Annotated in this window: 14 protein-coding genes; 7 read left to right on the top strand and 7 right to left on the bottom strand. The window is 65.2% G+C overall.

Going from position 1 to position 20,327, the window contains the following annotated elements; genetic code table 11:
- The first annotated feature begins 74 nt into the window (after positions 1–74).
- Together AC1RL5_RS07575 and AC1RL5_RS07580 are read left to right on the top strand one after the other, a co-directional pair.
- Positions 75–5,222: a DNA repair ATPase gene (locus tag AC1RL5_RS07575; RefSeq protein WP_072451198.1), complete on the top strand. Its 5,148-nt coding sequence runs from the start codon at positions 75–77 to the stop codon at positions 5,220–5,222.
- Positions 5,223–5,258: 36 nt separating this feature from the next.
- Positions 5,259–5,948, top strand: a complete 690-nt coding sequence (locus AC1RL5_RS07580; RefSeq protein WP_011059464.1) for a phospholipase D-like domain-containing protein — start codon at positions 5,259–5,261, stop codon at positions 5,946–5,948.
- 29 nt (positions 5,949–5,977) lie between these two features.
- Here AC1RL5_RS07580 and AC1RL5_RS07585 read toward each other — a convergent pair whose 3' ends face one another.
- Together AC1RL5_RS07585 and AC1RL5_RS07590 are read right to left on the bottom strand one after the other, a co-directional pair.
- The gene (locus AC1RL5_RS07585; protein ID WP_093404502.1) at positions 5,978–7,696 is read right to left on the bottom strand and encodes a tetratricopeptide repeat protein; all 1,719 of its coding nucleotides are present in this window, start codon (positions 7,694–7,696) and stop codon (positions 5,978–5,980) included.
- Positions 7,697–7,764: 68 nt separating this feature from the next.
- Positions 7,765–9,501 carry a hypothetical protein gene (locus AC1RL5_RS07590; RefSeq protein WP_207239835.1) on the bottom strand — a complete coding sequence of 579 codons (1,737 nt, stop codon included), beginning with the start codon at positions 9,499–9,501 and terminating at the stop codon, positions 7,765–7,767.
- Positions 9,502–9,720: 219 nt separating this feature from the next.
- Here AC1RL5_RS07590 and AC1RL5_RS07595 point away from each other — a divergent pair, with 219 nt between their 5' ends.
- From AC1RL5_RS07595 to AC1RL5_RS07605, 3 genes are all read left to right on the top strand, one after another.
- Positions 9,721–10,263 (top strand): YaeQ family protein, encoded by a 543-nt coding sequence (locus tag AC1RL5_RS07595; protein ID WP_011059467.1) that lies wholly within the window; start codon positions 9,721–9,723, stop codon positions 10,261–10,263.
- A 57-nt stretch (positions 10,264–10,320) separates the two neighbouring features.
- Complete coding sequence (gene recJ, locus AC1RL5_RS07600; RefSeq protein ID WP_072451195.1) at positions 10,321–12,030, top strand: single-stranded-DNA-specific exonuclease RecJ; 1,710 nt, start codon at positions 10,321–10,323, stop codon at positions 12,028–12,030.
- A gap of 409 nt (positions 12,031–12,439) precedes the next feature.
- Positions 12,440–13,546 (top strand): NADH:flavin oxidoreductase/NADH oxidase, encoded by a 1,107-nt coding sequence (locus tag AC1RL5_RS07605; RefSeq protein WP_011059469.1) that lies wholly within the window; start codon positions 12,440–12,442, stop codon positions 13,544–13,546.
- Between the two features lie 163 nt (positions 13,547–13,709).
- Here the strand turns inward: AC1RL5_RS07605 and AC1RL5_RS07610 are convergent, their stop codons facing one another.
- Positions 13,710–15,329, bottom strand: a complete 1,620-nt coding sequence (locus AC1RL5_RS07610) for a glucan biosynthesis protein D (RefSeq protein WP_072451194.1) — start codon at positions 15,327–15,329, stop codon at positions 13,710–13,712.
- A 200-nt stretch (positions 15,330–15,529) separates the two neighbouring features.
- Between AC1RL5_RS07610 and AC1RL5_RS07615 the strand changes: the two genes are divergently transcribed.
- Positions 15,530–16,063, top strand: a complete 534-nt coding sequence (locus AC1RL5_RS07615; RefSeq protein WP_065364562.1) for a GNAT family N-acetyltransferase — start codon at positions 15,530–15,532, stop codon at positions 16,061–16,063.
- Here AC1RL5_RS07615 and AC1RL5_RS07620 read toward each other — a convergent pair.
- The 4 genes from AC1RL5_RS07620 to AC1RL5_RS07635 form a co-directional block, all read right to left on the bottom strand.
- Complete coding sequence (locus tag AC1RL5_RS07620) at positions 16,060–17,253, bottom strand: DUF418 domain-containing protein (RefSeq protein ID WP_015634298.1); 1,194 nt, start codon at positions 17,251–17,253, stop codon at positions 16,060–16,062. The genes AC1RL5_RS07615 and AC1RL5_RS07620 overlap by 4 nt on opposite strands.
- A 147-nt stretch (positions 17,254–17,400) precedes the next feature.
- Positions 17,401–18,423 carry a hypothetical protein gene (locus AC1RL5_RS07625; RefSeq protein WP_258538654.1) on the bottom strand — a complete coding sequence of 341 codons (1,023 nt, stop codon included), beginning with the start codon at positions 18,421–18,423 and terminating at the stop codon, positions 17,401–17,403.
- A gap of 50 nt (positions 18,424–18,473) precedes the next feature.
- Complete coding sequence (locus tag AC1RL5_RS07630; RefSeq protein ID WP_145712704.1) at positions 18,474–18,917, bottom strand: hypothetical protein; 444 nt, start codon at positions 18,915–18,917, stop codon at positions 18,474–18,476.
- On the bottom strand, positions 18,907–19,317 hold the full coding sequence (locus AC1RL5_RS07635) for a hypothetical protein (protein WP_072451189.1): 411 nt from the start codon (positions 19,315–19,317) through the stop codon (positions 18,907–18,909). The genes AC1RL5_RS07630 and AC1RL5_RS07635 overlap by 11 nt, the downstream gene beginning before the upstream one ends.
- A 272-nt stretch (positions 19,318–19,589) precedes the next feature.
- Between AC1RL5_RS07635 and AC1RL5_RS07640 the strand changes: the two genes are divergently transcribed.
- Entirely contained in the window at positions 19,590–20,315 is a 726-nt protein-coding gene (locus tag AC1RL5_RS07640; RefSeq protein ID WP_492589210.1) for a tellurite resistance TerB family protein, read from the top strand.
- Positions 20,316–20,327: the final 12 nt, after the last annotated feature.

The raw sequence follows: 20,327 nt of genomic DNA on the forward strand, positions 1-20,327 counted from the left end.
TGGTTTCAGGTGCCGGGCTCCAGGTTTGAGGAGCCCGCTTTTTTGCATACCGCCGTAGATCCAGGAAGGCCACGATGTCGGACGCTCAAGTCGCAACTCCCCCACAGGACGTATTGGATAAGGCCGTCGCCGAAGGCGGCGCCTATGAGGTGCTGCACAAGCGCCTGCTGGACCAGGGCCAGCGCCTGCGGGCCACCACTGACGACCTCAACCAGAGGCGTCTCGACGAGTTCGGCAACAGCCGCATGGAAGTGGTCGGGCGGGTGCGCATCCGTACCGAGAACAACTGCATCGCCCGGGACATCGTCCAGGTCGGCGACTGCCTGCTGTTCGGCTACAACGTCTTTATCGGCCTGAAGAAGGAAACCAGCGTCGCTGACGTGTTTTCCCTCTACCGGCTGGTGGAAGAGGGCGAAGGCTATGAAGCCGAGCCCGTGCCCCTGGAAGGCAGCTTTTTGGCGGCCCAGGGCTTCCTCAACGATTTCAACGAGCTTTATACCTATTACAAGAACACCCGCCTGCTGCAACTGGCGATCCGTGACGGCAAGCTGCTGGCAAGTTTCCAGATCGGCGAGCGGGTCACCGATGTGCGGGTGTTCCGCTGGTCGATCTCGGTGGACGGGCGTGATGTCCGTTACATCGACAACCGGGGCGAGCGGGATATCGCCCTGCCGGCACCCTTCGATTTCGAATGGAAGAAAGCCACCCGCGAGATGGTGGTCGAAGGCCGCTTTCCGCACCTGAACATCCTCGACACGGTGTTCGTCGAGACCATCGGCGGCGACCTGACGATCAAGGTCGAGAACAACACCGAATCGGGCCTGGGCATCTACCGCGAAGAGGTGCTGGACAAGACCCAGTCCCTGGACGACTCGCAGATCGAATTCGCCCGCCTGGGCAGCCTGATCCTGCTCAAGGTCCTGCCGTACCGCGAAGAGCAGTGGCGCTACCTGGTGTTCAACAGCCTGACCCGCCAGGTGGAGCGCATCGACGCCATCGGCCTGGCCTGTGTGCAGTTGCCGGAGGACCACGGGATCATCTTCCCCGGCGGCTACTACCTGCAAAGCGGCGAGTACAAGACCTTCGAGCAGTCCATGGAGGGCATGCGCTACAAGCGCTCGGTGCGCTCGCCCAACGGTGAAGATGTGCAGTACATCTTCTACCACCCGGAGCAGGGCCGCTCGGTGCTGCTGACCTACAACATGATCAACCGCCAGTTGCAGAACCCGCTGTTCGGCCACGGCTACGCGCGCCTGGAAGACGGGCGCATGGTGATCTTCGCCGCCGAGGGCGACGAGCCGACCCGGGTCCATCCGATGCAGGTCTGGCAGACACCGTTCTTCACCGAGGAGTACGCCGCGCGGCAGCCGACCCGCAGCGGTTTCCTCGGGCGCATCGGCAACGCCGAACTGGTGCGCAGCGTTTCCGACCTCTACGACCTGTGCCGCGAGATCGACACCCCGGCGGTGTCGGTGCAGCGCTACTCGCTGCTGTGCCAGAACACCCGGCGCCTGTTCGATGTGTACCACTGGCTGGGCAGCGACGAGCTGGACGGCCTGGCGCCGCTGCTGCGGGAAGTGGCCTCCACCTCGGAGCTGGTGCTCGACGAATACGAAAAAGTCGAAAGCATCCGTCGCCAGTCGGACCAGGCCATGGTGGCCGCCGAGGCCAAGCAGAAAGCCCTGCTGGACAGCCTGCTGGTGGACAGCTGGGATCAGGTGCAAAGCTTCGTCGATGCGCTGAACGGCATCACCGCCCAGCGCGGGCTGCTGCTGACCATTCGCGACTACCGCTACATCGACGTGGCGCGCATCGACGCCATGGAAGCCGAGCTGCTCAAGGCTCAGGAGCGCACCGCCGCCGGCACTGCGACCTTCCTCGCCAGCGATCAGGCCTTGCAGCCTTTCGTAACCCAGCTGGAAACCCTGGACGCCCAGGCGCAGAAAGCCGAAACCGTGGCCCAGCTCAGCGAGCCCCTGGGCGCCCTGCAAGCCATGGCCGGTGATCTGGACATGTTGTCGAGCCTGATGGCCTCGCTACAGATCGACGACGCCACCCAGCGCACCCGCATCATCGAATCCATCTCGCAGATCTACGCCCGCCTGAACCAGGCCAAGGCCCGTGCCGAACAGCGGCGCAAGGCTCTGGGCTCGACCGAGACCGTGGCCCAGTTCGGGGCCCAGTTCAAACTCTTCAGCCAGGGCATCACCAATGCCCTGGCCCAGGCCCAGGACCCCGAGCGTTGCGATGAGCAACTGTCGCGCTTGCTGGTGCAGCTTGAGGAGCTGGAGAGTCGATTTGGCGATCACGAACAGTTCCTCGGCGACATCCTCGGCAAGCGCGAGGAGTTGCTGGAAACCTTCGAGGCCCACAAGCAATCGCTGCTCGACGAGCGCCAGCGCAAGGCCCAGGGCCTGCTGGATGCCGCGCGGCGGATTCTCGATAGCCTCGGCCGGCGCACCGCCAAGTTCACCCAGGCCGAAGAGCTCAATGCGTTCTTCGCCGCCGACCCGCTGATCCTCAAGCTGCGGGAGCTGGCCGAGCGCCTGCGCGAGCTCAAGGACAGCGTCAAGGCCGACGATGTCGAGTCGCGCCTCAAGGGCGCCCGGGACCAGGCCGTGCGTGCCCTGCGCGACAAGACCGAGCTGTTCGAAGAGGGCGGCAACGTCATCAAGCTGGGGCCGCGCCACCGCTTCAGCGTCAACACCCAGGAGCTGGACCTGACCCTGATGCCGCGGGGCGACGAACTGCACCTGCACCTCACCGGCACGGATTTCCTCGAACCCCTGCGCGACCCCGAGCTGGAGGCCCTGCGGGACTTCTGGCAGGTGGCCCTGGAGTCGGAATCGGCCCAGTTGTACCGCGCCGAATACCTCGCCGGGCAGGTGCTGGACGCTGCCGACCGCGGCGAGGAAGGCCTGAGCCTGGAAAGCCTGAAACCCTTGCTGGCGCACCCTGAAGAACTGGCGCGGGTGATCCGCGACTTTGCCGCGCCGCGCTACAAGGAAGGCTACGAGAAGGGCATCCACGACCACGACGCCGCAGCGATCCTCCTGCAACTGCTGCCCCTGCGCGACAGCGCCGGCCTGCTGCGTTTCGGCGCGGCGGCGCGGGCCTTCGCCACCCTCTACTGGGATCGCCAGCAGGAACAGCCGCAACCCCGGCAATGGGTGGAACGTGCCCGTACCAGCCGGCATATCCAGCAACTGTTCGGGCGTCGTGAAGGCTTGCTGCAGTTGCAGGAAGAAATCTTCCTGGCGCTGCAGGACTGGCGCCAGCAGCAGGCCTTCAGCCTGCCGGCCGAACTGTTGCCGGAAGCCGCCGAGTACCTGGTGCAGGAACTGGCGGCGGAGCGCATCGAGTTCACTTTCAGCAAATACGCCAAGCAACTGCAGGAAGCCCTGACCCTGCGTCTGCAGGGCGCACGGATGTGGGACGACTACCAGCAGGCCCTGGCGCGGCTGGTGGAGCGGCCCGCTGCGCAGTGGGCGCTGACCGAGAACTGGCTCTCGGCCCTGTGCGCCGAGGGCGAGTTCGCCGAGTGGGCCGACTACGTGCCCGAGGCGGTGGCCCTGTTGCTGCTGCGGGAAGACTTTGCCAAGCGCATCACCGAAGTCGACCTGCGTTTCAGTGTCGGCAACCTGATGGGCGAACACCCGCGCATCCAGGAGCGCAGCCTGTCCCTCACCGTGGACGGTTTCTTTGCCCGCCTGCGGGCCCACCGCGAACAGTTCCTGCCCGGCCTGCAGCGTTACCAGGCGCTGCGCCAGGGCATCATCAGCCGCGAGCGCTCGGCCCTGCGTCTGAGCGAATTCAAGCCGCGGCCGCTGAGCTCGTTCGTGCGCAACAAGCTGATCAACGACGTGTACCTGGGCTTTATCGGCGATAACCTGGCCAAGCAGATGGGCACCGTGGGCGAGAACAAGCGCACCGACCTGATGGGCCTGTTGATGCTGATTTCGCCACCGGGCTACGGCAAGACCACCCTGATGGAGTACGTGGCGCACCGCCTGGGCCTGATCTTCATGAAGATCAACGGCCCGGCCCTGGGGCACCAGGTTCGTTCCCTGGACCCGGCCCAGGCGCCGGACGCCACTTCGCGCCAGGAGCTGGAGAAGCTCAACCTGGCCCTGGAGATGGGCAACAACGTGATGCTCTATGTCGACGACATCCAGCACACCCACCCGGAATTCCTGCAGAAGTTCATCTCGCTGTGCGACGGCACCCGGCGCATCGAAGGCGTGTGGAAAGGCCGCACCAAGACCTACGACATGCGCGGCAAGAAGTTCTGCGTGGTGATGTCGGGCAACCCGTACACCGAGTCCGGCGAAGTGTTCAAGATCCCCGACATGCTGGCCAACCGGGCCGACATCTATAACCTCGGCGACACCCTGGGGGGGATGCAGGACGCCTTCGCCCTGAGTTACATCGAGAACGGCCTGACCTCCAACCCGGTGCTGGCGCCATTGGCCACCCGCGACATGGCGGACGTCTACCGCTTCGTCGCCAAGGCCGAGGGCAAGGCCTTCTCCAGCAACGAACTGAGCCACAGCTACAGCGGTGCCGAGATCAACGAAATCACCACCACCCTGCAACGCCTGATGCAGGTGCGCGACGTGGTGCTGCGGGTCAACCAGCAGTACATCGCCAGCGCGGCCCAGGCCGACCAGTACCGCAGCGAGCCGCCGTTCAAGTTGCAGGGCAGCTACCGCAACATGAACAAGATGGCCGAGAAGATCTCGGCGGTAATGAACGACGCCGAGCTCCTGCAACTCTTGGCCGACCACTACCAGGGCGAATCCCAGTTGCTGACCACCGGCGCCGAGGAAAACCTGCTCAAGCTCGCCGAGCTGCGCGGTAACCAGACCCCGGAGCAGAGCGAACGCTGGACCCAGATCAAGCGCGACTTCGTGCGCAACCGCTCCATGGGCGGCAGCGACAGCGATGTCGGCACCCGCGTCGTGGCACAGCTCAACGATCTGGTGGAAGGCGTGCGCGGCCTGGCCCGGCCCGCGCCGCAGCAAGGCATGCGTGAAGTGCTGGAGAACCTCTCCGAGCACCTGGAGCAGAGTTTCCTGCCGCTGCTCAAGGTCATGCACAAGAAGATCGATGTCGACCTGCACAGCCACCAGCGCATTGGCGACATTGCCACGCGCCTCGACGAACTGAGCCAGATGCTCAGTAACGGCGAGGTTCCGACCCTCAAGGACTCCCAACCGTAGGAGCCGGCTTGCCGGCGAACAGCCAAGGATCACGACATGGATTTTGCCCACCTGGACCAGCAACTGCGCGACAGCGTGCTGGACCTGAAACTGAGCAACGAAGAGCGGGACGAGCTGCGTCAACTGGGCAGCGAACTGGGCCAGGACCAGGTGCGCTACATGCGTAACCGTGCCTTTGACCTGGTGCGCGAGCTGGCGCTGGCGGACAGCGTCAATGTGCTGCCGGCGTTGAAGTGGCTGGAACAAGTGATCAAGACCCTGGACGCCAACAGCGCCCCGGTGCGGGACATGGCCAGCGCCCACTTCAGCCCCGGCGAAGACTGCCGGCGCAAGATCCGCGACCTGTGCCGCCAGGCCCGAATCTCGGTGGATATCTGCGTGTTCACCATTTCCGACGATCAACTGAGCGACGAAATTCGCGCCTGCCACCAGCGTGGTGTGGCCGTGCGGGTGATCAGCGACAGTGAAAAGCAGTTCGATGTCGGCAGCGACATCGCCGCGCTGCGCGAGGCCGGGGTGCCGGTGCGGATCGACGACACGCCGTTCCACATGCACCACAAGTTCGCCGTATTCGATGGCCGGACCCTGCTCAATGGCAGCTTCAACTGGACCCGCAGCGCCACCACCGGCAATGAGGAAAACCTGCTGGTGATCGACCACCCGCAACTGGTGGCCAGTTATCTCAAGGAGTTCAACGAACTCTGGAGCCGCTACGCGCCGCGTTAAGGCGTGCAGCGGCGGGCCTTGACGCTGCCTCAGGCGGCGTTCGGCTGGCCCCAGGCGCTCTCGGCGGCCAGGTGGTCGATCAACTTCTGGCACAGCCCTTGGGCTTTTTCCGGGGCGCTCTGGCGCAGGGTTTCCAGGGCCTGGTGCAACTGTTGCACCGGGTTTTCGCCGATAAACAGGTTGCTCGGTTCCAGCCCGGCAATCGCCTCGTCGAAGCGTTGCTCGTGAATGTGCTTGAGCACCATGGCCTGGCTCAACTGGTGGGTGTAGGCCGCCTGCTGCTCCAGGCGAGCTTTCAGTTCGACAGCCTTTGCCTGGTCGTCGATGTAGACGTAGCTCAGCGCCAGCTGTTCCAGGAAGAAGTTTTTTTCCGCTGGATCCAGAGGCGCATTCTGACTGTCGTCGAGGGCTTGCACGGCCTGGTCCAGCAGTTCACCGGCTTGCCGGGTCTGCTCCAGGTCGTGCAGCAGCTTGGCCTGCAAGGCCAGTTTCATCGGTCGATCGGCGTATTCGAGCTGGGTGTTGAGGCGCGCCATTTCCTCCAGATTGTTGCGGATCAGCCAGCTGTCGCGGCGCAGGCGCGGCAGGTCGGCCTGCACCCGTAGTTGGGTTTCCAGGATCAGCAGGCGCAACCATGGCCATTGCTCATCGCCACGCAGGGTTTCCAGGGTCAGCAAGGCTTGTTCCAGCAGATGGGCGCACCATTGCGAGTGTTCCTCGACGTAGGTGCCCCACAGGCAGACCAGGCACCAGATACGCTGCGAGGGCGAAACGGCGCAGGCCTGCAGGGCCGCCTCGGCCTTGGCCATTTCGTTGCGCCCGACATGCCAGTTCAACAGGCTCAGCAGTAGATCGCTGGCGTAGCTTTCCGGCATCTGGGCGATCAGCCGTGGAGCCAGATCCGGGCGGTTGGCGTCCAGTATCAGTTTGAGCAGCGGCGGGTAGCCGAAGTAGTCCTCGGGCTCGGGGGCCTGCGCCAGCAGTTCGAACCCGGCCTCGAATTCCCCGGTTTCCATGAGCAAGGTTACGACGATGATCCGAGCCGATCCGGGTAATTGCGCGGCCATGGCCGGGAACTGCGCATCCTGCCCCTGGGCACGGTACTCGCGCAGGGTCTGCTCTATCTCGTGTGGGTCCAGTTCGTTGACCGGCTGTTTGAGCAGCAGTTGCCAGGCCAGGCCGATGCTGATGGCAGCCTCGTCGGCCAGGCCCAAGCTGCGTTGCAGGGCAGCCAACTGCCGGTGCTCGCCGGGGGAGTCCGGGCTCAGCTGGTTGACGCCGAAGGTCACCAGCAAGGCGCGGGCCTGCTCGTGTTCACCCTTGGCCAGCAGCAGCGGGATGCGCAGCAAGGGCGCTGACGGCAGGGGTTGATGCAGGCGCTCCAGCAAGCCCAGCACAGCCTGCGGGCCATCGTTGTCGAGCAGGGTTTCGAGCAACTGGTTCAGTGCCATGGGCTGGTAGGTTTCATCCAGCTCGGCCAGTACTTCCAGGGCCTGTTCCGGGTGCCCCTGTCGGTACAGCGCTGCGGGCATCTGGAACAGCCCCAGTTGCCGGGCTTTGCCCGTCAGGCGTTGGGCCAGTTGCAGGCCCACTTGCGGTTCGATGGCGCTCAGGTGCGCCGCGCGATTGATCTGCGCCGCCTCGTCCAGGGTGATGCCCAGGTCATTGCCGGCGCTGCGCTTGTTGGCATAGACCACCAGCAGCGTTATCACGCCGGTAATCAGCAGCAGGATGACAAGTACTTCCATGATGAATCTTCCTCGGGTGCGGCTGTTGGCCGGTGACGCGCCCCGCCAAGGGCGCGCAACCGGGGGCGTCAGTTGGTCTGGGAACTGAGCCAGATCTGGCCGTTGGCAATGCGCGCCATCAGTTGCTGTTTCAGCTCGCCGGCACGTTCGGGGGCACGCTGCTGCAGGTCTTCCAGGTCCTGGTACAGCAGCGACAGGGGCTTCTTGTCGCTGAGCAGGATGCCCAGGTTCAGGCCCTCGATGGCCTGGGCGTAACGCTGATGCTGGATATGGTTGAGCAGCAGTTCCTCTTCCAGGATGCGACTGCCCGAATCCTCGGCGTTGAGCCGGTCCTGCAGGGCCTGGGCCTGTTGTACATCGTCGATGTTCAGGTAGGCGCTGGCGATGTCCTCCAGGTAGAAGCGGGCGTCCATCTCATCCACATCCGGCAGCGGCTCGCCATCCAGTAGCTGCACCGCCTGCTCCAGCAGGGACCTGGCCTGGGCGGTCTGGTCCAGGGCGTGCAGCAGCTTGGCCTGGTCGCACAGATGCAGCAATTGCTCGTCAACGGGCATCTGCTGGCGCAGACGGTGCATTTCCTCGATGCTGCTGCGCACCAGCCAGCTGTCCCGGCGATGAGCTGGCAGGTGGCTTTGCATCAGTAGCTGGGTTTGCAGGGCCTGCATGCGCAAGCTGTTGTAGAACTCATGTTCATTCTTGTAGCCGTCGATCAGGTGCAGGGCCTGGGCCAGCAGGGCTGTGGTCCATTGCGGCTGCGCCTGGTGCAACTCATCGCAGAGGTTGAGCATCAGCCCCGGACGCTGCGACTCGTGGCTGGCTCGCGCCTGCAGCAGGGCCTCGGCTTCGGCGGTCTGGCCCTGGGCCGCCAGATGGCTGAGCAGTTGCAGCAGCACGCTGTGCTGGTGCATCTCGGGGGTCAGGTCCAGCAGGCGCAGGGCGGTTTCGGTTGTCTGGCGTTTCAGGGCCGAGTCCATCAGGTCGCTGTAGGTCGAGGAGTAGAGGGTGCCGTTGTCGGCCAGCAAGCTGAAGGCCGGCTCCACCTGGCCGGCATCGAACAGCGCGATCAGCGCCTGCACCTGTTCCTCGGCCGGCAGTTCGGCCGAGTGGGCCAGAATCCGCTCGGCATGCCCTTGGGTGGCGAAGGCGTCGAAAAGGCTGCGCAGCACAGTGTGATAGCGCTCCTGCCCGGGTTGCTGGAAGCTCGCCCAGGCCTGTTCGAGGCTGATCAGCGCGGCGTCTTGCATGCCCGCCTGAAATTGCAGGCGCGACAGCATCAGCAGATTGCCGATGCTCTGGCGTTCATGGGCCGCAGGGTTTTTCGGGTCGCCGAGCTCGCCGATCAGGGCCAGGGCGCGCGCCTGTTCACCGCGGGCCTGGAGGATTGGCACCTGCAGCAGCGGCCAGCTGGGCAGGGATTCGCCCCAGTGCTCCAGGAGCTCCAGGCAGGCCTGGGTATCCTGGCTGTCGAGCAGCGTTTCAATCAGGGTATTGAGCACGTATTCCCGAGCGTGAGGCGGCAGTTGCTGGTAGATCGCCGTGGCCTGGGCCTTGTGCCCAGCCACATAGAGCTCGCTGGCCACCAGTTGCAGGGCCAACTGCTGCGCCTCGCCCTCTGGCAGTTGCAGCGCCAGTTCTAGGGCCAGTTGCGGCTCGGCCTTGCTCATCAGCAGGGTCTGATTGATCTGGGCGGTGAGGTTGCCGGTCTGTTCCAGGTATTGCTGCTGGTCGGCGGATTTCTGGCGCAAGTACAGGATCAGTGCGATGAACAGCAGCACGATGACGAGCAGGATGACAAAGAGGGTCATGGACGTCCTTTTCTATTGAACAGCGGCTCTGGCGCGGTGCGCGTCAGCCGGTTTGCGCGGGGTTATAAAGCCATGGTCACGGGCTGGCAACCGACTTTACCCAGCCAATGCGTTTCAGCGGATGTCATCCAGGACAGGGGCGGCCCGGTCAGCGGTCGGGCAGGGCGGCGGGTTTCGGGTTAGACTTGCCGCCTTTTCGCACATTCAAGAAGCCCGCACATGGCCCAGCCGTCCACCACCTACAAATTCGAACTGAACCTGACCGACCTCGATCGTGGGGTCTATGAAAGCGTCAAGCAGACCATCGCCCGTCACCCTTCGGAAACCGAAGAGCGCATGACCGTACGGTTGCTGGCCTACGCCTTCTGGTACAACGAGCACCTGTCGTTCGGTCGGGGTCTGTCGGACGTGGATGAACCCGCCCTGTGGGAAAAGAGCCTGGATGACCGCGTCCTGCACTGGATCGAAGTCGGCCAGCCGGACGCCGATCGCCTGACCTGGTGCTCGCGCCGCACCGAGCGCACCAGCCTTCTGGCCTACGGCAGCCTGCGGGTCTGGCAGACCCGGGTGCTGGACGCGGTGAAGAACCTGAAGAACCTCAACATCGCCGGCGTGCCCCAGGAAGTCCTCGAGACCCTGGCCAAGGACATGCCGCGTGTCATCAAGTGGGACGTGATGATCAGCGAAGGCACGATCTTCGTCACCGATGATCGCGGCCAGCACGAAGTGCAGCTGGAATGGCTGCTGGGCGAGCGCGGCTGATCGCCCGCTCTGCCCCTGAACGATCCACCGTCCCCCCAGAGAAGTTGCTGTTAGCCCATGCGTATCGAACCCCGTGAGTTGCCCGCCGTCTTGCCCTTTCTCGGCGATCTGCCGCCGCTGCTGACCCGCCTCTACGCCGCCCGTGGCGTGCAGTCGGTGGAGGAGCTGGACAAGAGCCTGGCGCGGCTGATCCCGTATCAGCAGCTCAAGGGCATCGATGCCGCGGTGGACCTGCTGGTGACCGCCCTGGACCAGCGCCAGCGCATCCTCATCGTCGGCGACTTCGACGCCGACGGCGCCACCGCCAGCACCGTGGGCCTGTTGGGCCTGCGCCTGCTGGGCGCGGCCCATGTCGATTACCTGGTACCCAACCGCTTTGAATACGGCTACGGCCTGACCCCGGAAATCGTCGCCGTGGCCCTGCAGCGCGAACCGCAGCTGCTGATCACCGTGGACAACGGCATCTCCAGTGTCGAGGGCGTGGCGGCGGCCAAGGCAGCAGGCTTGCAAGTGCTGGTCACCGACCACCACTTGCCCGGCCATGAACTGCCCGCGGCGGACGCCATCGTCAACCCCAACCAGCCGGGCTGCGAGTTTCCGAGCAAGGCCCTGGCCGGGGTCGGGGTGATCTTCTATGTGCTGATGGCCCTGCGCGCACGCCTGCGTAGCTTGGGTCGCTATGAAACCCGGCCGCAGCCGAACATTGGCGAGCTGCTGGACCTGGTGGCCCTGGGCAGCGTGGCGGACGTGGTGCCCCTGGACGCCAACAACCGCATCCTGGTGCACCAGGGCCTGGAGCGGATTCGCGCCGGTCGCGCGCGGCCGGGGCTCAAGGCGATTCTCGAAGTGGCCAAGCGTGATCATTCGCGCATCACCTCCACCGACCTGGGCTTTATCCTCGGCCCGCGGCTCAACGCCGCCGGGCGCCTGGACGACATGAGCCTGGGTATCGAGTGCCTGCTCAGCGACGACGTTTCCGCCGCTCGGGCCATGGCCGCCCAGCTGGACGAACTGAACCAGGACCGCAAATCCATCGAGCAGGGCATGCAGCGCGAAGCGTTGGCCCAGCTCAAGGAACTGCCGGTGGAGTCGATGCCGTTTGGCCTGTGCCTGTTCGACGCCGACTGGCACCAGGGGGTGATCGGGATTCTCGCCTCGCGCCTGAAAGAGCGTTACCACCGGCCGACCATCGCCTTTGCCGATGCCGGCGACGGCATGCTCAAGGGTTCGGCGCGTTCGGTGCCGGGCTTTCATATCCGCGACGCCCTGGACGCCGTGGCCGCGCGCCATCCGCAACTGATCAGCAAGTTCGGCGGCCACGCCATGGCCGCCGGCCTGTCGTTGCCGGAGCAGAACTTCCCGGCCTTTGCCGAGGCCTTCGACGAAGAAGTGCGGCGCCAGCTGCGCGAAGAAGACCTCACCGGGCGCCTGCTGTCGGACGGCACCCTGGCGGTGGAAGAGTTCCACCTGGAACTGGCCCGCGCCCTGCGCCACGCCGGCCCCTGGGGCCAGCATTTCCCCGAGCCGATGTTCCATGGCGTGTTCGAACTGGTGGAGCAGCGCATCGTTGGCGAACGCCACCTGAAAGTGGTGCTGCGCAGCGAATGCGGCTCGCTGAAGCTGGACGGCATTGCCTTCGGCATCGACCGCGAAGTCTGGCCCAACCCGACCATCCGCTGGGTGGAGCTGGCCTACAAACTCGACCTCAACGAGTTCCGTGGCCAGGAAACCGTGCAGTTGATGATCGCCCACATCGAACCGCGCTGACCTGCGAAGGGGCGCCGGGCCTTGCCTTGTGCGTCCTCACCACCTCCCCCGCCTCTGCTGGCAACCCCTGTAGCCGCTGCCGAGCCTGTGGCGAGGCTGCGAAAAGGCCCGCAGGGCCTTGCCGGCAATCTTGCGCCGACCTCTGAGGGCCTTTGAAGCCCCACGTCTGCTACGCAGCCGATCGCAGCCTGCGGCAGCGGCTACAAGGGGAGCAGCGCCTTTTTTGCCCGGGCACGCATCAGGAACCCTGCCGGCGACAGTGTTGTCGACTAGTCTCTAAGCACTGTCTGATTGGCCTTGTGACCTTTTGTCATTCTTCTACCCGCGGGGGCGGGCGCTTCACTTCGCAGTCACTCGTCGACCGTTCAAACAGAACCCTGGAGCCTGACCATTGACCGAGAGGTGCCCCATGAGTCTGCTGCTTGAACCCTATACCCTGCGTCAACTGACCCTTCTCAACCGCATCGCCGTGTCGCCCATGTGCCAGTACTCGTCGGTGGACGGGTTGGCCAACGACTGGCACCTGGTGCACCTGGGCAGCCGCGCCGTCGGCGGCGCCGGGTTGATCTTCACCGAGGCCACGGCGGTCACCGCCGAAGGCCGGATCACCGCCCAGGACCTGGGCCTGTGGAACGACGCGCAGATCGAACCCTTGCAGCGCATCACCCGTTTCATCACCGCCCAGGGCGCGGTGGCGGGTATCCAGCTGGCCCATGCCGGGCGCAAGGCCAGTACTCACCGGCCCTGGCTCGGCAAGTCCGGCAGCGTCAAGCCCGAGGACGGCGGCTGGGTGCCGGTGGGGCCCTCGCGGATTGCCTTCGACCCGCAGCACACGCCGCCGACCCAGCTCGATGAAGGGCAGATCGGCGAAGTCATCCAGGCCTTCGTCGCGGCCGCCAAACGCGCGCTGGAGGCCGGTTTCAAGGTGGTGGAAGTGCATGCTGCCCATGGCTACCTGCTGCATCAGTTCCTCTCGCCCCTGAGCAATCAGCGCCAGGACCAATACGGCGGTTCGTTCGAAAACCGCATTCGCCTGGTGCTGCAGGTGACCGAGGCGGTACGCGCGGTGTGGCCCGAGGAGCTGCCGCTGTTCGTGCGGGTGTCGGCCACCGATTGGGTGGAAGACGGCTGGAACCCGGACGAGACCGTGGAGCTGGCGCGGCGCCTCAAGGACCTGGGGGTGGATTTGATCGATGTGTCGTCCGGAGGCACCGCGGCCAATGCCGAGATTCCCACCGGGCCGGGTTATCAGACGCGCTTTGCCGAGCGGGTGCGCAAGGAGTCGGGGATTGCCACCGGGACCGTGGGGATGATCACCGAACCGGCCCAGGCGGAGCATATTTTGCGTACCTGTCAGGCGGACATCATCTTTCTCGCCCGTGAGCTGTTGCGTGATCCTTACTGGCCGCTGCATGCCGATGACGACCTGGGCGGGCGCAAGGCGATCTGGCCGGCGCAGTACCAGCGGGCGACCCACAGGGACCAGCCGATTCATGAGTCGGATTTGCGCGATTAATGTACTGCCGTTGTAAAAAAAACCGGCCCGTGGGGGCCGGTTTTTTTGTGCCTGGCTTCAGGCTGCCTTCGCTGGCAAGCCAGCTCCTACGGGGGCGGTGCGGTCTGTAGGAGCCGGCTTGCCGGCGAAGAGGCCCGTAGGGCGGGCCGGGGCTGGCAGCGGGTCACGGGTATTTGCGTTTGTCCGGCGCCGGCGGGAAGTACTGGTACAGCCAGGTCTCGCTCAGGGTACGGTCGTTGGTGCGGATGAACAGCCGCAGCTCCACCGGTTCGACGCTGTCGTTGGTGGGGAACCAGTCGAAGGTGATGCGGTAGCCCTTGATCTCGTCCAGCACCAGTACGTTGAAGTCCTTGATCTCGCCGTTAGACGCGGTGACCACCGGCTCGATGCCGGTCCCCGCTGGCAGGCGATCCAGGCCGCCGCCGGTGAAGTCCACGGCAAAGCGCCGCGCCCAGACTTCCGGGTAATGCTCGCCCGGGGCCCAGCCTTCGACGAAACCGCCCATGCCGGAGCGGGTGGCGTGTACTCGCGCCAGGGGCGTGCCCACGGGCGGCAGGGCGCTCCAGTAGAGTTTGTAGCCGTAGTTCAGCGAGTCCCCGGCGGCCACCGGTTTTTTCGGGGTCCAGAAGGCCACGATGTTGTCCAGGGTTTCGCCGGTGGTGGGGATTTCCAGCAGGTCGATGCTGCCTTCGCCCCAGGCAGTGGTGGGCTCGACCCACAGGCTCGGGCGGCGGCTGTACCAGTCCACGGTGTCCTGGTAGCTGGCGAACTCGTGGTCGGTCTGCACCAGGCCGAAGCCTTTCGGGTCCTTGTCGGCGAAAGCGTTGAATTGCAGGTTCGCCGGGTTGTTCAGCGGGCGGCAGATCCACTCGCCGTTGCCGCGCCACATGGCCAGGCGGTCGGAGTCGTGGATCTGCGGGTGGATGGTGTCGCACATGCGCCGTTCATGGGTGCCGCAGCTGAACATGCTGGTCATGGGTGCAATGCCCAGTTGCTCGATGGCGGTGCGGGCATTGATGTGGGCGTCGACGTCCATCACCACGCGTTCGGCCTGGCAGTCGATGTCGAAACGGTAGGCACCGGTGGCGCTCGGCGAGTCCAGCAGGGCGTAGACCACGAAGCGGGTGCTGTCCTTGTCCGGGGTCTCGAACCAGAACTGGGTGAAGTCGGGGAATTCCTCGCGGCGCTTGGCGTAGGTGTCGATGGCCAGGCCACGGGCCGAGAGGCCGTACTGGCCGGTGGCGTCCACTGCGCGGAAGTAGCTGGCACCAAGGAAGGACACCACGTCGTGCTTGTCCAGTTCCGGGGCCTTGAACAGCTTGAACCCGGCAAAGCCCAGGTCGCCCTTGAGCTGGGCGGTGTCGACGCTGGTGTTCTGGTAGTTGAACAGTGGCGGGCGGAAGTGCACCTCCCGCGCCTGGCGGGTCTTGGGGTCGACACTGTGCATGCGCACCGGCTGCTTGAAGCCCATGCCGACGTGGAAGAACTGCACGTCCAGTTGCCCGTTCAACTCGTTCCACAGCGAGTGCTTGCTGTCGTACTGGATGGCGTTGAAGTTCTGCGGGGTCATCTTCGCCAGGGTGGGCGGCAACACCTGCTTGGTGTCCACGTACTGGCTGGCGGCAAGTTGCTTGGCCTGGGCCTTGAGCTGCTCGAAATCGAACGCCTGGGCCTGGCCATCAGCTGCGCCGGCCCAGGCGCGGGCGGCCAGCAGGCCGCTGGCCGAGAGGCCGGTATAGGCCGCCAGGGCCATGGAGGCTTTGAGGAGATTCCTGCGGTGCATGGTTGAACCTTGATCAGAGAAAGATCCCAAGCCGTTCCTGGCTGCGTGGGGGGATCGCGAGGGGTGGTTCGGTCATGCCATCGGCCAAACGCAACGGACTATAAACAGACGCCGGATAGAATAAACGGTTCGCCAGGGGCAGAAAAATGATTAGCTTGTGTCCATTGGTAACCGCCCGATCCCCTTCAGGAACTGCTCCCATGCTGCACCCGCGCTTGCTCGGCGAAGACGATATCCCCTTGCTCAAATGGATCGACCGCGCCGAGGTCATCGATGAGTTCTACCGCCTGTGCAATGGGCAATTGAGCTGCTACGCCCAGCATGAAGTGGTGCAGGGCTGGCCGGAGGGCGAGGCCGAGCATGATGCGCTGATCTTGCAGCAGTGTTACCGGCGTGGCGGTTGGCTGTACGGGGTGTTCGACGGCCCGGCGCTGGTGGCCGCGGTGGTGGTGGATTGCCTGCCGATCGCCTGTGCCGGGCTGGATCTGCGGCAATTGAAGTTCCTCCATGTGAGCCAGGCCTATCGCGGCCTTGGCCTGGGCCGGCAGTTGTTTGCGCTGGCCCGGGAGCAGGCCCTGGTCCTGGGGGGGCAGGGCTTGTATGTGTCGGCCACGCCGTCGCGGCATACGGTGGATTTCTACAGGAGCCTGGGCTGCGAACTGCTGGCCGCGCCCGACCCGGAACTGCTGCGCATCGAGCCCGAGGACATCCACCTGTACCTGCGCCTGGCCTAGGCCGCCAGGCGCTTGCGCCAGCTTGGCCAGGCCGCGATGGTCACGGCCCGCAGCAGCCACTCGCAGGGGCCGTACTGGTGGCTGCGCAACCACAGGGTGCTGAGCTGCATCTGCAGCAGGTAGATGGCAACCACCAGCAGCACAATCCACAGCGGCGGCAAGTGGTTGACCAGCCCCAGCCCGTAGCCGGTGAACAGCAGCCCCAGAATCAGCGATTGCAGCAGGTAGTTGCTCAGGGACATGCGCCCCAGTGGCGCCAGCCGTCGGCACAGGCGTTGGCCCGGGGCCGAGCCGAAGGCCTTGAGCAGCAGCATGGCGTAGCTGGCCGAGAGCAGTGGTGCGGTCAGTTGGCTGATGCCGTAGCCGAGCACTTCCAGGCCGCCGCCGGGCGCATAGGCCGCCCAGTAGCCGTAGAGCAGGGCGCCACCCAGGCCCAGCGGCAGGCTGATCCTCAGCAGCCGTGCCAGGTGCGGTTCGAAGGCGTAGGGCGCCACCAGCAGCTTGTTGCGCCCCGCCACATAGCCCAGCAGGAACATTGCCAGGGTGCAGGGGCCCTGCAGCAGCCACAGCGCGGAGGCGGTTTCCAGCAGGTGCGAGGCGTTGTAGGCCAGGGTTTGCAGGGCGCTGCCGCTCAGGGCCAGGTCCTTGAGTACCGGCCCGCCATCGGCGGCGCCGGTGTAGAGGCCGGCCTCCAGCAGGGTGATGCCGAACAGCAGGAACAGCGCCGCCGTGCCGCTGATCAACAGTGCGGCCAGGGCCGCCGCCCAGCGGACCGACAAGCCGCGCAGCATCAGCAGGACCAGCCCCAGCACGGCGTACAGCGAGAGAATTTCGCCATAGAACAGCAGGGCGCCGTGGATCAGGCCGATCACCAGCAAGGCCAGTTGCCGGCGCAACATGCGCGGCACGAAGCGCTCCCCCGAGCGTTCGGCGGAGGTCATCTGCAAGGTGAAGCTATAGCCGAACAGGAACGAGAACAGCAGGTAGAACTTGGTCTCGAAGAACACCGACACCAGCCAGCGAACCAGGTGGTCAAGGCTACTGGCGTAGCCCGGGTTGCTCACCGACGAGGCGTAGTACGGATCGGCGAAGGACCAGATATTCACCGCCAGGATGCCCAGCAGGGCGAAACCGCGCAGGGCGTCCACCTGCTCCAGGCGCGCTGCTTGCGTCGCTCCGGAGGCCGTCATCTGCGGGGTACCGGCAACAGCGGTGGTGAAAGCGGGGTACAGCGCATGGAACGGACCTCCGGGGTTGATCGAGCCAGAGGCTCAATTAACCCGATCAGGCCGGGGCGCAGCTATGGGGATTTTGTTAAAAAGCGTCAAGATGCGGGCTCAGCTTCCCGCCTGGGCGGGCGCTGAAGGTTCCAGGCACTGGGCGCCGCTGGCCGGCATCTCATTCTTTTTGCTCCACCAGGTCAGCGGCCAGAGGCTATGCAGGTCACCGCGCTTGAGTGCTTCCTGGTGACAGGCCAGGGCCCTGGGTCTGTCGGTGACGCCCCACTGGCCATCGGCATAGCCACTGCCCAGGTAGTAGAAGGCGCTGCCTGAATCCAGTTCCCTGGCGGTGCGCAGCACCAGCTCTTCGGACTTGCGCGGCTGCTGGCACTGGGTGATCGAGCCATCGCCGACTGGGTCGCAGTAGTACATGGACAGCATCAGCGCCGCCTCGGCATCGGTCTTGGCGTAGGGCAGCAGCAGTTCTTCCGGCTCCCCCGGCTTGAGCGCCGGGGCCATGCCCGAGTAGCCGAGGCTGACCGCCTGCACCGCGGCCTTGGGTGAGCCGTGGCGGGCGGCATCGAGCAGGATGCGTTGCCCGAGCTCGAAGAAGTACGCGGTCAGCGGGTACTGCTCGCGTCCGCCGTAGCCCAGGAACAGGTCAGCCTTGCGCATCTGTCGCTGCAGGGCGCTTTCGCCTGCGGGGGCGTTGTGTGTGAGCAATTCGTCCATGGACCATTGCTCGACGCGCACCAGTTGCCAGCAGGCACCCTGTTCAAAGACGAAGGCTTGCACCACGTCGCCCAGGGGATCGTTGACCACCAGGGTATTGCCCTCCCAGAAGGTCTGCAGGCCAGCTTCGGCCTGGGCCTTGGGGGCGAGCAGGGTCAGCAGGTGGTGGGTGTCGCCCGTGAGCTTGTAGCGCGCGGTGACTTCCCGGCCGCGCTCGTCAGTGATCGGCCGTTGCTCGACCAGTGGCACGGCAGTGAATGCCTGCTGCAGTTCCGGGCTGCTGGCAAAGGCCTGGGCAAAGACCTTCAGGTCGCTGGACGGGCAGGCAGGTGCGGCGGCGGCCTGGGCGGCGGCACCGAGCAGCAGGCTCAGGGCGATCAGGTGCAAACGGCGACGGGGGGTGGGCATCGGCAGGGTCATCCGGGGGCGATACAGAACAGGCATGTGGGCAAGCAGGCTCATTGGCTTTGCGGGTCGCAATACAGCACCGAGCTGCCGGGAGTATGGCGGTCTTCGGTGAGCAGCGGGCGTTCCCGGCCATCACCGAAGAAGGCGGTTCCCAGGCGCTGGCGCACGCTGTCGACGCTGTCCTTGAGGTACAGGGCGTGGACCGAGAACGGCCCGCGATAGGGAATCATCACCGCGCTGACTGCCAGGCCGTGGTACTGGTCGTCGACGCAATAGCGGGCGGCTTCGTCCAGCTCGCAGGGCTGCAGTTGGCGTTCGCTGAAGTACGCGCCCCGGGGCTGGTGGTCGCTGGCGTCCAGGTAGACGTTTTCCATGGAGCAGTCGGCAAGCCCGGCGAACTGCTGCTCCAGGCTCATGGCCAGGCAGGGGCGGCCCATGATCAGCAGCACAAGCGCCAGCCAGAGGCGCGCAATTGGGGTGTTTCTACTGGGCATGCAACTGCTCCCTGGGCAGGCACAGCCGGCACAGACCCTGCGCCAGCCAGATCGCCAGCAATGGCGGCACGGTCATCAGGAAGCAATAGACGTAGCCGCGTATCGGATGGTCGGGAAACATTGCCCAGGCGGTGAACAGCGCCAGGATGCCGATCAGGACCAGCTTGACCTTGAGCTGGGGCACCAGGACCTGCAGGAAGCTGACGACGATCAGCAGTTGCAGCAGCAGTTCCACCATCATCCCCAGACCGAAGCCCTTGGCGAGAGCGCCGAAGTGGCTGCGGTACACCGGTATGCCCCAGACATGGGCGTAGTAGAACAGCAGCGGTGGCAGGCAATGGGGCACCAGGCCGGTGAGGATTCGCGTCACCTGATAACGGCTGGCAGCGTCCAGGCTCATGGGCGGCACTCGCAGACGGTGGCGGGGTTGTCACGGGGCATGGGCGCATCCTTGCTGCCGGAAGGTATGGGGTGAGCCCGGGCAGTGGTGCCGGTGCTTTTCAGGAGGCGGATAGTGCCGTAACTCGGGGCGCCAATCCAGTGGGGTGACGCCGGTGTTCCAGGCCGGGCAAAGCAACATTCAGAAGCACTATCGCCGCATCGACCCGGGCACTTCTCTCTAGGCTTACAGCCTTATGTGTCGACATGACACCTATTTTCCGGAGGCAGCAGATGAACACCCGTGGATTGCTCGATCAATTACTCAGGTCCGGCCAGGAAATGCTGCAGAACAAGGCAGGCGCAGCGCCGGCGGAGCACGGCAAGGGCTCGCAGGGCGGCCTCGGCGGCTTGCTCGGTGGCCAGTCCGGCGGCCTCGGTGGGCTGCTTTCCGGTGCCGGTGGCGGTGCCTTGGTAGCCGGGGCCATGGGCCTGCTGCTGGGCAACAAGAAGGCCCGCAAGTACGGCGGCAAGGCCCTGACCTACGGCGGTCTCGCGGCCCTCGGCGTGCTGGCCTACAAAGCCTACGGCAACTGGCAGGCGCAGCAGGGCGCCGCCCCGCGCAACGAACCCCAGACCCTGGACCGCCTGCCGGCGCAGCAGGTGGAGTTGCACAGCCAGGCGATCCTCAAGGCCCTGGTGGCGGCGGCCAAGGCCGACGGCCATGTGGACGAGCGCGAGCGGGCGCTGATCGAGGGCGAGTTCCGCAAGCTGGACAACGACCCGCAATTGCAGCAGTGGCTGCACAGTGAACTGAACAAGCCCCTGGACCCGGCGGATGTCGCGCGGGCCGCGAGCACGCCGGAAATGGCCGCGGAAATGTACCTGGCCAGCGTGATGCTGGTGGATGAAGAGCACTTCATGGAAAAAGCCTACCTGGACGAGCTGGCGCGCCAGTTGCAACTGGCGCCGGGGCTCAAGGCCGAACTGGAGAACCAGGTGCGCCAGAACGCCCTCTGAAGCGGCGTTGGG

The sequence above is a fragment of the Pseudomonas sp. GW822-FHT06D10 genome (assembly GCF_058799535.1).

What these genes read in the sequence shown, in the direction of transcription:
- AC1RL5_RS07575 (WP_072451198.1), top strand. Translation starts at nt 75, where the DNA reads ATGTCGGACGCTCAAGTCGCAACTCCCCCACAGGACGTATTGGATAAG.
- AC1RL5_RS07620 (WP_015634298.1), bottom strand. Translation starts at nt 17,253, where the DNA reads ATGACGGCCTCCGGAGCGACGCAAGCAGCGCGCCTGGAGCAGGTGGAC.
- AC1RL5_RS07615 (WP_065364562.1), top strand. Translation starts at nt 15,530, where the DNA reads ATGCTGCACCCGCGCTTGCTCGGCGAAGACGATATCCCCTTGCTCAAA.
- AC1RL5_RS07595 (WP_011059467.1), top strand. Translation starts at nt 9,721, where the DNA reads ATGGCCCAGCCGTCCACCACCTACAAATTCGAACTGAACCTGACCGAC.
- AC1RL5_RS07625 (WP_258538654.1), bottom strand. Translation starts at nt 18,423, where the DNA reads ATGCCCACCCCCCGTCGCCGTTTGCACCTGATCGCCCTGAGCCTGCTG.
- recJ (WP_072451195.1), top strand. Translation starts at nt 10,321, where the DNA reads ATGCGTATCGAACCCCGTGAGTTGCCCGCCGTCTTGCCCTTTCTCGGC.
- AC1RL5_RS07590 (WP_207239835.1), bottom strand. Translation starts at nt 9,501, where the DNA reads ATGACCCTCTTTGTCATCCTGCTCGTCATCGTGCTGCTGTTCATCGCA.
- AC1RL5_RS07605 (WP_011059469.1), top strand. Translation starts at nt 12,440, where the DNA reads ATGAGTCTGCTGCTTGAACCCTATACCCTGCGTCAACTGACCCTTCTC.
- AC1RL5_RS07580 (WP_011059464.1), top strand. Translation starts at nt 5,259, where the DNA reads ATGGATTTTGCCCACCTGGACCAGCAACTGCGCGACAGCGTGCTGGAC.
- AC1RL5_RS07585 (WP_093404502.1), bottom strand. Translation starts at nt 7,696, where the DNA reads ATGGAAGTACTTGTCATCCTGCTGCTGATTACCGGCGTGATAACGCTG.
- AC1RL5_RS07635 (WP_072451189.1), bottom strand. Translation starts at nt 19,317, where the DNA reads ATGAGCCTGGACGCTGCCAGCCGTTATCAGGTGACGCGAATCCTCACC.
- AC1RL5_RS07610 (WP_072451194.1), bottom strand. Translation starts at nt 15,329, where the DNA reads ATGCACCGCAGGAATCTCCTCAAAGCCTCCATGGCCCTGGCGGCCTAT.
- AC1RL5_RS07630 (WP_145712704.1), bottom strand. Translation starts at nt 18,917, where the DNA reads ATGCCCAGTAGAAACACCCCAATTGCGCGCCTCTGGCTGGCGCTTGTG.
- AC1RL5_RS07640 (WP_492589210.1), top strand. Translation starts at nt 19,590, where the DNA reads ATGAACACCCGTGGATTGCTCGATCAATTACTCAGGTCCGGCCAGGAA.